The 14,958-nt window shown below is 48.1% G+C and carries 15 protein-coding genes; 1 reads left to right on the plus strand and 14 read right to left on the minus strand.

Annotated features, from left to right (window positions below):
- Positions 1-255: 255 nt before the first annotated feature.
- From ruvB to aspS, 12 genes are all read right to left on the minus strand, one after another.
- Positions 256-1,263: a Holliday junction branch migration DNA helicase RuvB gene (gene ruvB / locus A1OO_RS19560; protein ID WP_016961282.1), complete on the minus strand. Its 1,008-nt coding sequence runs from the start codon at positions 1,261-1,263 to the stop codon at positions 256-258.
- A 14-nt stretch (positions 1,264-1,277) separates the two neighbouring features.
- Positions 1,278-1,907 (minus strand): Holliday junction branch migration protein RuvA, encoded by a 630-nt coding sequence (gene ruvA, locus A1OO_RS19565; RefSeq protein WP_016961281.1) that lies wholly within the window; start codon positions 1,905-1,907, stop codon positions 1,278-1,280.
- Positions 1,908-2,009: 102 nt separating this feature from the next.
- Positions 2,010-2,129 (minus strand): hypothetical protein, encoded by a 120-nt coding sequence (locus A1OO_RS23370; protein WP_016961280.1) that lies wholly within the window; start codon positions 2,127-2,129, stop codon positions 2,010-2,012.
- Positions 2,122-3,120, minus strand: coding sequence for a cytochrome d ubiquinol oxidase subunit II (cydB, locus tag A1OO_RS19570; RefSeq protein ID WP_017004158.1), 999 nt, complete (start codon positions 3,118-3,120; stop codon positions 2,122-2,124). Before cydB ends, A1OO_RS23370 begins: the two co-directional genes overlap by 8 nt.
- Positions 3,120-4,559, minus strand: coding sequence for a cytochrome ubiquinol oxidase subunit I (locus tag A1OO_RS19575; RefSeq protein ID WP_017004159.1), 1,440 nt, complete (start codon positions 4,557-4,559; stop codon positions 3,120-3,122). Before A1OO_RS19575 ends, cydB begins: the two co-directional genes overlap by 1 nt.
- A gap of 231 nt (positions 4,560-4,790) precedes the next feature.
- A complete protein-coding gene (locus A1OO_RS23155) occupies positions 4,791-4,949 on the minus strand; it encodes a DUF3012 domain-containing protein (protein WP_016961277.1) in 159 nt (52 codons plus the stop codon).
- A 213-nt stretch (positions 4,950-5,162) separates the two neighbouring features.
- Positions 5,163-6,962, minus strand: coding sequence for an ABC transporter transmembrane domain-containing protein (locus tag A1OO_RS19580; RefSeq protein ID WP_017004160.1), 1,800 nt, complete (start codon positions 6,960-6,962; stop codon positions 5,163-5,165).
- 136 nt (positions 6,963-7,098) lie between these two features.
- Complete coding sequence (locus A1OO_RS19585; protein WP_017004161.1) at positions 7,099-7,542, minus strand: hypothetical protein; 444 nt, start codon at positions 7,540-7,542, stop codon at positions 7,099-7,101.
- A 141-nt stretch (positions 7,543-7,683) separates the two neighbouring features.
- The gene (locus A1OO_RS19590) at positions 7,684-8,109 is read right to left on the minus strand and encodes a hypothetical protein (RefSeq protein WP_017004162.1); all 426 of its coding nucleotides are present in this window, start codon (positions 8,107-8,109) and stop codon (positions 7,684-7,686) included.
- A gap of 247 nt (positions 8,110-8,356) precedes the next feature.
- Complete coding sequence (gene ruvC / locus A1OO_RS19595; RefSeq protein ID WP_016961273.1) at positions 8,357-8,878, minus strand: crossover junction endodeoxyribonuclease RuvC; 522 nt, start codon at positions 8,876-8,878, stop codon at positions 8,357-8,359.
- 6 nt (positions 8,879-8,884) lie between these two features.
- A complete protein-coding gene (locus tag A1OO_RS19600; RefSeq protein WP_016961272.1) occupies positions 8,885-9,631 on the minus strand; it encodes a YebC/PmpR family DNA-binding transcriptional regulator in 747 nt (248 codons plus the stop codon).
- A 193-nt stretch (positions 9,632-9,824) separates the two neighbouring features.
- Complete coding sequence (gene aspS / locus A1OO_RS19605; RefSeq protein ID WP_017004163.1) at positions 9,825-11,612, minus strand: aspartate--tRNA ligase; 1,788 nt, start codon at positions 11,610-11,612, stop codon at positions 9,825-9,827.
- A 309-nt stretch (positions 11,613-11,921) separates the two neighbouring features.
- On the opposite strand from aspS, the gene A1OO_RS19610 reads away from it, so the two are divergent.
- A complete protein-coding gene (locus tag A1OO_RS19610) occupies positions 11,922-12,842 on the plus strand; it encodes a DUF72 domain-containing protein (RefSeq protein WP_017004164.1) in 921 nt (306 codons plus the stop codon).
- A 130-nt stretch (positions 12,843-12,972) separates the two neighbouring features.
- Here the strand turns inward: A1OO_RS19610 and A1OO_RS19615 are convergent, their stop codons facing one another.
- A complete protein-coding gene (locus tag A1OO_RS19615) occupies positions 12,973-14,136 on the minus strand; it encodes a hypothetical protein (protein ID WP_017004165.1) in 1,164 nt (387 codons plus the stop codon).
- 8 nt (positions 14,137-14,144) lie between these two features.
- Positions 14,145-14,939: an outer membrane lipoprotein-sorting protein gene (locus A1OO_RS19620; protein ID WP_016961268.1), complete on the minus strand. Its 795-nt coding sequence runs from the start codon at positions 14,937-14,939 to the stop codon at positions 14,145-14,147.
- Positions 14,940-14,958 lie beyond the last annotated feature (19 nt).

Here is a 14,958-nt window from a genome sequence, read left to right on the forward strand (position 1 = left end):
TAATACTAATCATTATGGGAGGCAGCTTCAAAGTATTTGGGCCTCTAACACTTTGACTGCTGTCAAAGTAATCAATTATTGACCTCAAAATTTGCCAATAGTTAGATCTTGATCATTTTCGGTCTTCATTTCGCGCTATTACCAATCACTTCTAGCACGATATTTATGCGCCAGCATGAGTATGCATCAGTTGTTCAGAAATAGAAAAGGCCAGCATCAATGCTGGCCTCAGAATGATATTTCACTATTTTTAGCTTATTCAGGCATATCAAAACCAAAGTGCAGGTAAGCACGTTGGCTAGCAATCCGTCCACGCGGTGTGCGTTGAAGATAGCCCTGCTGAATCAAATAGGGCTCAAGCACGTCTTCAATGGTGTCTTTCACTTCACCAATCGCAGCGGCAAGGTTATCAAGACCAACTGGGCCACCATCAAACTTCTCAATAATGGCTTTGAGTAACTTGCGGTCCATATAATCAAAGCCTTGATTATCGACATCCAACATATCGAGGGCCTTGGACGCGACATCAGCATTGATTTCCCCGTCAGCTTTTACTTCCGCATAATCACGAACACGCCTTAGCAAGCGGTTAGCAATACGCGGTGTTCCTCGTGCACGTTTAGCAATTTCTAACGCGCCCTCTTCATCAATTACAAGATTCAGACAATTTGCACTGCGCAACACAATGCCTTTGAGATCGGCAACATTGTAATATTCTAGACGCTGGGTAATACCAAAGCGATCACGTAAAGGCGATGTGAGCGAGCCTGCTCGTGTCGTCGCACCTACCAAGGTGAAAGGCGGTAAATCAATTTTGATGGAGCGAGCAGCGGGACCCTCACCAATCATGATATCCAATTGGTAGTCTTCCATCGCGGGGTACAGTATTTCTTCCACCACGGGGCTTAGACGGTGAATTTCATCAATAAACAACACGTCATGAGGCTCAAGATTGGTCAGCAGTGCCGCCAAATCCCCGGCTTTTTCTAACACAGGGCCTGATGTGGTGCGAATACTCACATCCATTTCATTCGCCACGATGTTGGCTAACGTGGTTTTTCCGAGTCCCGGTGGACCAAAAATCAACAGATGATCTAGGGCTTCTTCACGCTTTCTTGCTGCATGAATAAAGATCTCCATTTGGCTACGAACATGATCCTGACCTTTGTAGTCCGCCAGCATTTTGGGGCGAATAGCTCGGTCAATAACGTCGTCTTCTCGCATCGGAGGAACAACGCCGGTTAAGCGGTCTGCTTCAATCATTCAGCCAAGCTCCATTAAACCATTGAGCGCAGCGCATCACGAATGATGGCCTCGCTCTTCATGCCGTCTTGCGCAACCTGTTTAACCACTTTCTCTGCTTGAGCTGCTTTATAACCCAAGGCAATCAGCGCGCTCATGGCTTCCTCTTTAGGGTTGTTCGAGCCAGCCATGCCAGAATCTGTGCTATTTGTACGACGCGAAGCAGCATCAGCATGCGGCGTTAATAAGTCGAACGCATGCCAGTTCTTGAGGCGATCACGCATCTCAATAACCAAACGTTCTGCGGTTTTCTTGCCCACACCCGGAATTTTCACCAAGGTCGACACATCTTCGCGCTCCACGCTATCCACAAATTGCGTCGCCGTCATGCCGGACAAAATGGCTAAGCCAAGTTTAGGACCAACCCCGTTAGCTTTGATCACTTCACGGAACAAGGCACGCTCAACCGTAGTATTAAAGCCGTAAAGCAATTGCGCATCTTCACGCACAACAAAATGGGTATAAACAATGGCTTCTTCACCTGCATCAGGAAGTTCATAGAAGCAACTCATCGGCATACTGACTTCATAGCCAATGCCGTTTACTTCTAAAAGGATTTCAGGGGGTTGTTTTTCAAGCAGGATTCCGCGTAATCGACCAATCACAGTGTGGACTCGTATTTTTGGTGTTAATTGCCGTTAGGATAATAAACAACTGGATAGATATCCAGTTTTAATCCTTGAGCGCCAACAGAATTGCCAGCGCGATCAAGCCAAATTCACCAGCCGCATTGTCCACTTAATGAAGTAAGCCAGCAGAGAAACACTGGCGACACCCATCAGCCATAAGCCGATAAACCAAAGCAATGAGGTGGTTTGTTTACTCATGGTATCCCTCGTCTGCTTTCACTTTCCCACGGAACACCCAGTACGAGTACGCGGTATAAATCATGATGATAGGCAGCAAAAATGCCGCGCCAGCAAACAAGAACTTGAGGCTATTTTCTGGCGCTGCCGCCTCCCATAGCGTAAAGGCCCTTGGCACCATATAAGGGAAAATACTGATGGCAAAACCTGCGAATGCCATGAGGTAAATGATCAAAGTCCAACAGTAGGCGCTGAGCGGTTTTTCGCTGTGCAGCGAGCGCCACAGCTTAAACGCCGCAAACGCTGAGATGATGGGGATCAGGAAAAATGCAGCTGCATTGGGGAAGGTAAACCATCGTGCAGCAATCTCTTGAGAGATAAACGGGAGCCAAATGCTGACAACCCCAACCGAGCCAAGAAATGCCAAGGTCAGTTGTTTGCATCGCGCATACAGCTTCTGTTCAATGGAGCCAGACGTTTTAATCAAAAGCCAACATCCGCCCAGTAAGGTATAACCAAAGGTCACGGCGACACCGCAAAATACGGTGAAGGGGGTTAGCCAATCAAACCAACCACCCGCATATTGCCGCCCCTCTACGCTGATGCCCTGCAATAACGCACCGAGAATAATGCCTTGAGAGAAGGTCGCCACGAACGAGCCGCCAAAGAACGACCAATCCCACAAATACCTTCCTGCTTTTGTTCGGTAGCGATATTCAAAGGCGACCCCACGAAAGATCAGCCCTATCAACATGGCTATGATGGGGGCGTACACCGCGGGCATAATGACAGAGTAAGCAAGGGGGAACACGGCAAACAGGCCGCCTCCCCCCAGCACTAACCATGTTTCATTACCATCCCAGATGGGTGCAATGGAATTCATAGCGGCATCTTTTTCTGAATCGTTCAGTGTGGGAAATAATATGCCCACACCCAAATCGAATCCATCCAAGATGACGTAGAGAAGAACAGCGATGGCGATAATGCCAGCCCAAAGCAATGCATAATCCATTATCTCTCCCCTCCTGATTGTGGATCCTCAGGCCCCAGCGAAGCAGCGATAGGATTCCCGTCTTTGTCCTTTCCTAGTTGCCCGTGTGACAACCTCGTCACCACACGTACATCCATGTCTTGCTCATATTTGCTTGGAGATTTGCGCATGAGTTTGAGTAAGTAATAGATACCCGCCCCGAAAATCGCGAAATACACCACCACAAACACCGCCAACGACGCACCGACGGCACTGGCATCAATCGGAGACACAGATTCTGCCGTGGTAAGTAATCCATATACCGTATATGGCTGGCGCCCGACTTCGGTGGTGATCCAGCCTGACAATATCGCTACAAACCCGCACGGCGCACTCCATACACAGAGTTTCAAAAACCAAGGCGTTTCATACAAGGTTTTCTTGCGTCTCAACCACACCGAAATCACGCCAATAGTCAGCATCAAAAAGCCAATTGCCACCATGATGCGAAAGCTCCAAAAGACGATAGCCACAGGCGGTCTCTCCTCTTTGGGTACTGACTTCAGCCCTTTGATTTCACCGTCGACTTTGTGTGTAATAATAAGGCTGCCGAGGTAAGGAATCGCGACTTTGTAATCGATGGTTTCTGTTTCTTCATTAGGAAGACCAAACAGAATCAGCGGCGCACCTTTTTGTGTCTCGAAATGGCCTTCCATCGCGGCCACTTTCATTGGCTGATGCTCAAGCGTATTTAGACCGTGCAAATCACCAGCAACGATTTGGATCGGTGTCACCAATACCGCCATCCACATACCCATGGAAAAACTGATACGCGCCAATTCATTGTGCGGCGCTTTCAATAAATGCCACGCACCCACACCCGCGACAACAAAGGCTGTCGTCAAATACGCGGCGATAACCATATGAACTAAACGATAAGGGAAGGATGGATTAAAAATCACCTCATACCAGGAGGTAACGATGAATTGACCTAAATCGTTATATGCGAAACCTGCAGGCGTTTGCATCCAGCTATTTACCGCTAAAATCCAGGTCGCGGAGAGCAAGGTGCCGAATGCCACGGTTGTTGTAGCGAGAAAATGCAGCTTTTCTCCTACTCGCCCACGTCCAAAAAGCATGATGCCGAGAAAACCCGCTTCCAAGAAGAATGCCGTTAGCACTTCATACCCCATTAAGGGGCCGAGCACTGGGCCAGTTTTGTCAGAGAATACGCCCCAGTTGGTGCCGAATTGATAGCTCATAACAATGCCGCTGACGACCCCCATGCCGAAGGTCACCGCGAAAATCTTTGTCCAATATTTTGATAGTTCGAGATATTGGTGGTCGCGTGTTTTTAGGTGCAGCGCTTCAAGCACAGTGATGTAACTGGCAAGCCCAATGGAAAAGGCGGGGAAGATGATGTGAAAGGACACAGTAAATGCGAATTGTATCCGAGCAAGGTCTATCGCGAGTTCTGACATTCTCGCCTCCTAAATCTGTGTCATAGGGGGACACGGTTCTAGGTTTTAACGGGGTTAACCGCGTTCACGATCACTAAACATCAAATTTAATGACGTCGTTATCAGTAGAGTCTCAATCAGTATTCGTGGTAATAACAGGCCTGTATCGTGCTCTAATCTAGAAAGGGGGGCGGGAAAATAAAAAAAGGCAGGGTACAAACCCTACCTTTTGCATTACCGAAAACGTCACGCTTAGAACACACAGTGCTTTGCGAAATCTGTTGCTTCATTGGCGGACCAATCGCCTTTTGGTTTTTCTTTTAGCTCTTTGCACCAATCATCACTGCCAACTTCCGGCGAACAACCCGCTACAAAAAATACGACCGCTAACATAGCGAACATTTTCTTCATGTTACTTTCCTTGTATTTCATCTTAACGTTTCGTGAACAGTGATGACGAGTCACCACTAATTTATCGTGTGCCAATGCGGGAATAAACCAACGCTGCACGCCCTTCGCTACTGCAAGACTCAATAAGATACAACAAAGTCACGGAAATGCATTCTGGCGCATATCTCATTGCGAAAAAGTCACCATTACTGTCCATCACAATACTGAGTTCAGCTAGCTCGCAGACTGCGATATCACATTCGCTTCTGAGGCAAAAAGTTGCAGCGACGCAAACTCGCGGTACAAGGCGTTAGTTTCCATTAACTCTTGATGAGAACCACTTGCTACCAACTGCCCATCATCGAGTACCAAAATACGGTCAGCATTCACCACGGTTGCAAGCCGGTGAGCAATCACTAACGAAGTCTTCCCATCCATCAATGTATCCAATGCTTGTTTGACCTGATGTTCACTGACGGCATCCAGTGCGCTGGTTGCTTCATCCAACAGCAAAATAGGACGGTCCGCCAAGATAGCGCGAGCAATCGAAATGCGCTGTTTCTGTCCACCAGACAAACGCATACCCCGTTCACCCAATTCCGTTTGGTAACCGTGAGGTAAGGCTTCAATGAATTCATGAGCACGTGCCGCTTTGCACGCTTCAATCACTTTGTCTTCACTCGCCTCTGGCGCGCCATAGCGCACGTTTTCTAATACGTTAGTTGCGAAGATCACTGACTCTTGTGGCACCAATGCAAACTGATCACGAAGCGTTTTTAACGACATATCTTTGATGGGAACGCCATCTAACAAGGTTTGACCTTGTTGAATGTCGAAAAAGCGCTGAAGCAGGGTAAACACTGAGCTTTTCCCTGCCCCACTCGGCCCAACTAAGGCGACTCGCTCACCGGCTTTTACATCGAACGATAGCGACGAAAAGACAGGGAGATTGTCATCACCCGGGTAAGTAAATGAAACATCAGAGAAGGTCACGTTGCCTTTCGAATAAGCGGGGAAATCGACGGGTGATTCAGGGTCTTTAATATCAGATTGCATACGCGACAGCTCTATCAAGCGCTCCGTTGCGCCCGCCGCGCGTTGAATGTCACCAATGACTTCACTGATGGTGGCCACGCCCCCAGCTACTAGCAAGGCATAAAACATAAAGGCGGATAGCTGGCCCGCTGTCAGCGAACCATCCAGTACGTTTAATGCCCCAACCCAAGTCACAAGAATGATCGCGACAATACTGAGCAGTACCACAGAAGCCATTAAAGAGGCACGATAACGAATACGTAATCTCGCAGCGTCCATGACAGCTTCAACCCGAGAAGAAAAATGCACCGAATCGGCCTCTTCATGGCCGTAAGATTGAACCGTACGTATTTCGTGAAGGGTCTCATCAACGTGCGAACCGAGATCAGCCACTTTGTCTTGGCTGACTCTGGCTAACTGGCGCACTTTACGCCCCAACACACCAATAGGAACCAGCACGACAGGCACAGCCAACAGCACCAACCCCGTTAGCGTCAGGCTAGTGACAGCCATCATGATCAAGCCACCCGTGACGGACACCGCCGATCGCAGTGCCATCGACAAACTCGACCCCACCACGGTTTGCAGCAAAGTGGTATCCGCTGTAAAACGGCTGATTACCTCGCCCGTGCGCTCTTTGGCGTAAAACGTCGGAGATAAATGCAGAAGTTGTTGATAGACCTTAATGCGAATATCCGCACTGACTCGCTCACCCAACCAACTCATAAGATAAAAACGAAAGAAAGTGGCAATGCCGCTCACAAAGGTGATAGCAAGGATCACCAACATCATCTGATCAAGGCGAGATGCATTGCCCGTCAGGAACCCATCATCAACAATGAGCTTGACGCCTTGACCTAGCGCAAGCCAGCTGAGGGATCCGAGCATGAGGAAGATAACCGCGCCAATGACACGCGAACGATACGGCGCAAGAAAGCTCGCAATCCATGTCAAAACAGAACGCGTACTTTGAGGGGATGATAAATTGGACGTTGGCACGGCGAGTCCTTTCTACGAATGATTGGCTTACTATACCCAAACTCCCTGAATATACCCAAGAAACCTGAAGATGCGCGCCGAACACTTCCTACTTTGAGCCCCAATCTAGCGCTGTCGCAGGAATGCTTAACGTCACTTAACGGCGCAATTGATGGACGAGAACGATATTCGACACTTTGTCGTTCGACAACCAATAAACGATACCGTTTTCTTTATCCACTAAATACCTCTTCAATTTACTGGTTCTAAGGGTACGCTCGACCTTGTTTCTACTCTCTCCGATAGACAAGTAATTCGCGTCTTTATATCTACGATCAAAAATGATGATGGATCTAACTTTTCCGTCTGAATGATTAACCGTTGCATCGAATTGTTTGTAGCGATATTTCGTGAAGCCATCTAACTCGACCACCCGAGCCGCCTCTCCATGATGGTGTTTTAACGATTGTAGCGTCGAGTGTCCGACTTTTATGTTCTTATATTCGGAGTCGTAATTCATCACGTCATCAGACGCGTAAACAGAGAGTGAGGAAACGAAGAGAAGGAAGAGTCCGAGTAGAGAAGTAATAAATTTGAGCATTTTCTTGTCCCTAAGTGTCTGCCACTAAACAAACGTCAAAGGGACAAGTGAAACATTTTTACTAATAAAAACCGATTCTTATAGAATGCCATGCTATCAACATCACTGAAAACTCTATGTTGTTACAACGTTTGCCTCCAATCAATCCACTTGCTCTTGATCACCATTGCGTGATTGGTAAAGCAAGAAAGCAGCTGACAACCAGACTAAACACGCCATCACAAACAGCGTACCACCGTCATTACCGACAACTTCACCTACTTCATTAAACGCAGGCTGCGCAACGCCAATTGGCGTGAACAGGTGAAAGAAAATTGCGCCCGTCATGGTACCTACAGCCATCAACGCGCCTAGCGCATGCAAGCGTGTAAACAAGAGTATTGATGCAATAAGCTCAACCGTCCCAACCATGTAAGCGCCGTACTGACCAAACCATGCAAGCCCAGACCATTCCCCCAATGTGCCAAAGATAAATGTGGTTTCTGGTGAACCTGAAAACTTGAAGAAAAGCGATTGCACAAACACAAACGCGATGAAAATGCACAGCACCCACTTGAATATTTTCATATCGTAAACCTGATAAAACGTTGAAACGGTTAACCTAACGATAGAAAAGAAACAGCAATGTGCCAGTCATTGAAAGAGGATTCTCATCAAACACGCAATACTCTAGTGCCTGAGAAATCAATTTAATAGCAAAGGATTGGTTTTTATACCCGAGTAAAGCAGGGTTCATCAAGACAGGACATATGGGGCAAAGAAGACAGCCAAATGGCCGCCTTCTCTTTTCTTGAACTAGAACTAGAACTAGAACTTAACGATACCGCCCTCGCCTTGCGCTTTTGGCTTTGCCTGCCATTGCCACCAGCGTGTGGTTGGTGTGAGCATGGCAAATGGCAACCGCCAATGCATCGGCGGCATCAGCTTGAGGCGTTGAGGACAATTTCAGCATGTGAACCACCATGTGTTGCACTTGCTTCTTGTCAGCGCCGCCATTGCCAACCACAGATTGCTTAATCAAGCGTGCGGCGTATTCACTGACAGGTAATCCACCGTTTACTGCCGCGACAATCGCACTGCCTCGTGCTTGACCGAGTTTTAAAGCGGAATCTGCATTTCGCGCCATAAATACTTGCTCGATAGCAAAGGTATCAGGCTGAAACTGAGTGATCACTTCGCTTACACCCGCGTAAATCTGGCCTAAACGTCCGGCCAAGTCTTCAGATTCTGTTCGGATACAACCACTACCTAGGTATTCAAGGTTGCGTCCTTGTTGGCGGATCACGCCGTAGCCTGTGATCCGCGAGCCCGGGTCAATCCCGAGAATAATAGCCACGTATACTTATTCCAATGTTGCTGCGACTTCGTCAGAAATTTCACCGTTGTGGTAAACCTCTTGAACGTCGTCCAAATCTTCTAGCGCATCGATAAGACGAAGCAGTTTAGGTGCCGTCGTTTCATCTAATTCAGCCTTCGTCGAAGGAACCAGCGTGACTTCGGCGTTTTGTGCCTCAAAGCCCGCGCCATCCAAAGCATCTTTAACCGAGCCAAAATCGACAGGTGTCGTGAATACGTCAATCGAGCCATCTTCGTGGGTTTCAACATCGTCAGCACCGCCTTCCAGCGCCGCTTCCATGACTTCATCTTCATCTAAACCCGACGCATAGGAAATCACGCCTTTTTTATCGAACAAGTAATTGACGCTGCCATCAGTACCCAAATTACCACCTGATTTTGAAAACGCGTGGCGTACTCCCGATACCGTGCGATTACGGTTATCTGTCATACACTCAACCATCACGGCCGTACCTGCAGGGCCATAACCTTCATAGATGACGGTTTCCATGCCTTCGTCACCTTCACCGCCTGCACCACGCGTCACAGCACGATTTACAGTATCGCGAGTCATGTTGTTCGATAGCGCTTTATCAATGGCCGCGCGGAGGCGTGGGTTGTTTTCAGGCTCTGCGCCGCCTTCTTTCGCAGCAACGGTAATTTCACGAATAAGTTTGGTGAAAATCTTGCCACGTTTCGAGTCTTGCGCAGCTTTGCGGTGTTTGATGTTGGCGAATTTACTATGACCTGCCATGTCTCACTCCTTTGTCAGCGGCTGAATCACCACTGATGTTACTTATCATCTTGGATTTATAGCAAAACAGACAAGGTTTGTTTGAGAGCAAGCGCTTATCTGTTTGATTAACTTCAACGAAAGCTAAATATACAAAGCACAAAAACAAACAAGGCCAGAAAATCTGGCCTTGTTGTTAGAAGAGGTGGTCGACTTATGCGTCGTTTTCTTCGTTTTTCTTCGCTGCAGCTGTAACGGCAATCGCCAGTTCAGCCAACGATGCAGGGTTTGCAAGGCTTGGAGCGTCAGTCAGCAAACACGCGGCTGCCGTGGTTTTCGGGAACGCGATAACATCACGGATGTTATCAGTACCACAAAGCAGCATCACCAAGCGGTCAAGACCGAATGCCAAACCTGCATGTGGTGGTGTGCCATACTTCAGCGCTTCAAGCAGGAAGCCAAATTTTTCTTTCTGCTCGCCTGATTCAATACCCAGAATATCAAACACGACGGTTTGCATGTCAGAGTTATGAATACGCACAGAACCACCGCCCACTTCGTAGCCGTTAAGAACCATGTCGTATGCGTTTGAGATAGCAGATGCTGGGTTTGCTTTCAGCTCTTCCGCCGTCATGTTCAAAGGAGACGTGAACGGGTGGTGCATCGCGTGCAGGTTACCTTCGTCATCTTCTTCAAACATTGGGAAATCAACTACCCACAGTGGTGCCCACTTGTTGGTGTCAGTCAGGCCCATGTCAGTACCCAGCTTCAGACGCAGAGCGCCCATTGCTTCGGTAACCACTTTCTTGCTATCAGCACCGAACAAGATGATGTCGCCAGATTCTGCGCCAGTGCGCTCAAGAATACCGTTAACCACTTCTTCGTTTAGGAACTTAGCCACTGGAGACTGAACGCCTTCTAGGCCAGCAGCACAGTCGTTAACCTTCATCCATGCCAGACCTTTCGCGCCGTAAATACCCACGAACTTGGTGTAGTCGTCGATTTGTTTACGAGAAAGCGCAGCGCCACCCGGCACACGAATAACCGCAACGCGGCCTTTAGGATCGTTTGCTGGGCCAGAGAATACTTTGAAATCCACATCTTTTAGTAGGTCAGCAACATCAACCATTTCTAGCGGGTTACGCAAGTCAGGTTTGTCTGAACCGAAGCGACGTGCCGCTTCTTCAAACGTCATGATTGGGAACTCACCCAGTTCCACGTTCAGCAGTTCTTGCCACATGCCGCGAACCATATTCTCGGTCATTGCACGAACCTGATCAGCGCTCATGAACGAAGTTTCGATATCGATTTGGGTGAATTCTGGCTGACGGTCTGCACGCAAGTCTTCATCACGGAAGCACTTAACGATTTGGTAGTATCGATCGAAGCCAGACATCATCAGAAGTTGTTTGAACAGCTGAGGAGACTGTGGCAACGCATAAAAGCTGCCTTTGTGAACACGGCTTGGTACCAAGTAGTCACGCGCGCCTTCAGGCGTCGCTTTGGTCAATACTGGGGTTTCAATGTCCAAGAAGCCGTTGTCATCCAAGAAACGACGTACAAAGCTTGATGCTTTAGCGCGAAGTTTAATGCGATCACTCATTTCAGGGCGACGCAGATCCAGGTAACGGAACTTCAAACGCTGCTCTTCAGAGTTGTTTTGATTGAAATCCAGTGGCAGTGGCTCAGCACGGTTGATGATTTCCAAGCCTGTCGCGAGCACTTCTACTTCACCGGTTGCCATGCCTTTGTTCACTTGGCTTTCTGGACGAGCACGCACTTCACCAGTGAACTTGATACAGAATTCGTTACGCAGTTTGTTAGCAATCTCGAATACGTCTTTCATATCCGGATCAACCACCACCTGAACCACGCCTTCACGGTCACGCATATCAATGAAGATAAGACCGCCTAAATCACGACGGCGATTTACCCAGCCGCAAAGTTCTACAGTTTGCCCTACAAGGGCTTTGTTCAGGTGACCACAATATTGGGTGCGCATATGAATTTCCCGATCTATTACTGACTGTCCTATTGCACTAAAAAGCGCAAAGCTACAAATATGGTTGTGCAGACAATTCTGCAAGCTCCCGCCTAAGTTAGTAATCAACGATAGAAAACTGAAGTTAAAATCGAAGTTAGAAACTAAGCCAAAGCCAAAATACCTCAAAATGACGCAGCATTATAAAGGAAAATTTTGCGGAGCGGGAATTCGTAACCCATCGATCGAAAGAAATCGTCGCAATCGCGCAAAAAAGCAGCAAGGATTGACGCTGATAGCACGACACACCCACAATAGGCGTTCGACGACATGAGGGATTATCCGTTGCCATCATCGATTTCCAAACTTGCTCTGCTTTCCGACCTCACCACGCCGCCACTTCGGCTGGGCATGACCCAATGGTCACACAATACATGGCAACGTAAGTTTTACCCTGCTTGCACCAAAAGCGGCGAACGCTTGGCACGCTACGCGCAAGTTTTTAATACGGTGGAAGGTAACACGACTTTCTATGCCAGCCCTTCCCATGCCACGGTCGCGAATTGGAAAGCCGCCACCAGCGATGCATTCCGGTTTACCTTTAAATTCCCTCAGCCCATCACTCATCAAATGATGCTGCGACACTCGGATGCCATGGTGTCTGAATTCATCACACTGATGCAGCCACTACACGGACGCATTGGGCTTTGGAAAATTCAATTGCCGGCGGCGTTTGGTCCGCAATCATTGCCGGACCTCAAACGCTTTTTAACCGCAATGCCAACGTCTTATAACATCGGTGTTGAAGTACGCCATCCTGCTTTTTTTGCCAAGGGTGATGAAGAACGCGCGTTGAACAGCTTGCTGATAGAGCACGGTGCGAATCGTATCATCATGGACAGTCGCCCCGTTTTTGCCGTACCGGCAGACACTGACGCCCTACTCGATGCGCAGCAGAAAAAGCCCTGCGTTCCTGTGCATGCCATATCAACAAGCAATACACCGATGGTGCGATTCATAGGCGACCCGACACTTGAGCGAAACGATGTATTTTTTGCGAATTGGCAGAAAAAGATCCCGCAATGGATTGAGGAAGGCAAAACGCCATATTTGATGATACACACAGCAAACAACGATCAAGCGCCAGAATTAGCCGCGCATTTTTATGATTTACTCACTCAGCAAATCGCGCTACCGCCTCTGGCACCTTTGTCACCGGAAGATATTTCTAGTCAAATGAGTTTGCTTTAGAACGGGTACTAGCTACTGGGTACTGGGTACTGGCAGTTCGTGGAAAGCAATAGCTAGTGACGTCAACCTCTGCGAGGGCTTTTCCTCGGCCCTAGGACCTTCTCTTCCTAGGACCTTTCTTTCCAAACATCTAAAAATACCAACTGACTTCTGCTTCGACAAAGTCATCGCGTTTTAAGAAGTAAATAGGATCAGTGACGTTGTCCGAGTTGAACATCCAACCTGTCACCGTCCAGCTCCAATCATTCGAGAAACGACCGCTCGACTCTAAACGCACCGTCATCGAATCTGTATCGTCTAAATCGACCGTACCCCCGACCAAGAACTCAGTGCCATCGTGATCATTGAGCACCCAGCGCAGTCCTGCAAACAGGTCATTTTGGCCAGCAACGGGGGCATCTTCATCGCGACTGTCATAAAGGTATTCCATCAGAAAACCCAGATCGGTGATGCCTTCGTTTACACCCACATAGGTATATTCAAAACCACCCGTAAACGCCGTGTTTGATTCTAAGCTGTAACGACGAATGGCTTCAGCTTTCCAAAGCCAGTCACCATAGATCGCTTGAACATCGAGGCCGACTTGCGTCATGAGCGCATAGTATGGCGATAAGGTGTTGAAGAAATATGGGTCTCTGTTAGTGCCATGAAACACACTCAAACCCACGTCCCATTCGTCAATCATGGTGCCATAACGCGCAGCAACATCAGGGTAAAACTCTTCATGACGGGATTCGTACTGTGCATCTGCATCGCCAGCACCAGGCAACGCTAAACGACCATCGTAGCTTGCAAAGGTACGTTCGCGAAAATAGGGAAGTAAGTACAAATCAAGCAAGCCAGATTCGAGTTCTAGTCCCAGGCTCACCATGGGTTGACCGAGTTTCACTTCGCCATCGACGGCTTCAACAGCATCGGTTTGGTTAATAACATCCACAAGATGTTGTGACTCTGTCACCCCCCAAAAGACGATACCCAAGCCAAAGCGCAGTTCGTAGTTATCTTTGTAGTGCATCAACAGAGCTTCACGCACATCGCCATGCGTGCGCTCATCATCCATTGAGTCCCAACGGAAGAACGGCGAAAAAGTAAAGCTCGTGTTCCCTTCTTCGCTTTCCCAATAAAGCTCAGGCTCAATAGCGATAGACGTTTGGCTTTTGTCCTGACCTTGTGCTCCTGTCTGTCCAAACTGACGCTGTTGGAATGACAACTCACCTTCGAATTCAAAGGCGTAAGCGGGAGAGAGGAAAAGAGGCAACGCAAGCAGCGCCGCCAATGAAGTCCATGGTTTCATTCTCACTCCTAGCGCGCGCGCTTCAAGCTAGATTTAGAAAAATCACCTTCATCCAAGCCCGTTTTGAACGCGAGATCTGTCGTGGTCAATTTGGTCGATTTACCCGTCTGGTGGTTCACCATCATCATGGTGTGAGCGCGCCAGTATTGGTCAAGGTACTGTTTATAGTCACTGAACGTCAGTGTTTTCAGCAATGACTTGCGGCGATCGTAGAACTCAGTTTTCAGTGGTCGATAATGCTCTTGATCAACCCACACTTTTTGGCTGGTATAACCTGAATACTTATCGGTTGGCGTTTGTACAATCACAAACGTATTTTGTCCATCAAGCGCTTCTTCACCCACCAAGTTAAACGTGTACTTCTCCAATTCGAACGAGCTTAAATCTTCGTACGCAAATTCACTGCCCATGAACGGGCCGGATTTGTTGCGCGAGGCAATACGTTTCACGCGCTTTAACGCAGGAAGGTAAAGCCACTGATCGTCAGGGCCAGTAATGTGCGAGTAGTTAAGAAAAACAGTACCACGCACATCACGAGGTTCATCAAAAATGGTTAACCCTTTATCGCCATCACTTTCGACTTCGAGTGTTTTAATGCGCAGTTTACGGTCACTGGTATCACCATTCGCGTTTTCAAGCAGCATGGTCATTTCAGCAACGCTGTCACCCCAGCCTTGATCTCGCACTTTACGCTCGTTGGCGATTTCTAATCCTTTCACTTCATCGGCAACCACAGGCGCTGCTATCGCCATCATGCTAAACGCAATCACAACGGCTTTTGATAATGTTTTTATTGTTTTCATTCTTCTCTCCTTGAATTCG

Origin of the sequence: Enterovibrio norvegicus FF-33 (genome assembly GCF_000286835.2) — a bacterium.
Taxonomy (GTDB): Bacteria; Pseudomonadota; Gammaproteobacteria; order Enterobacterales; family Vibrionaceae; genus Enterovibrio; species Enterovibrio norvegicus_A.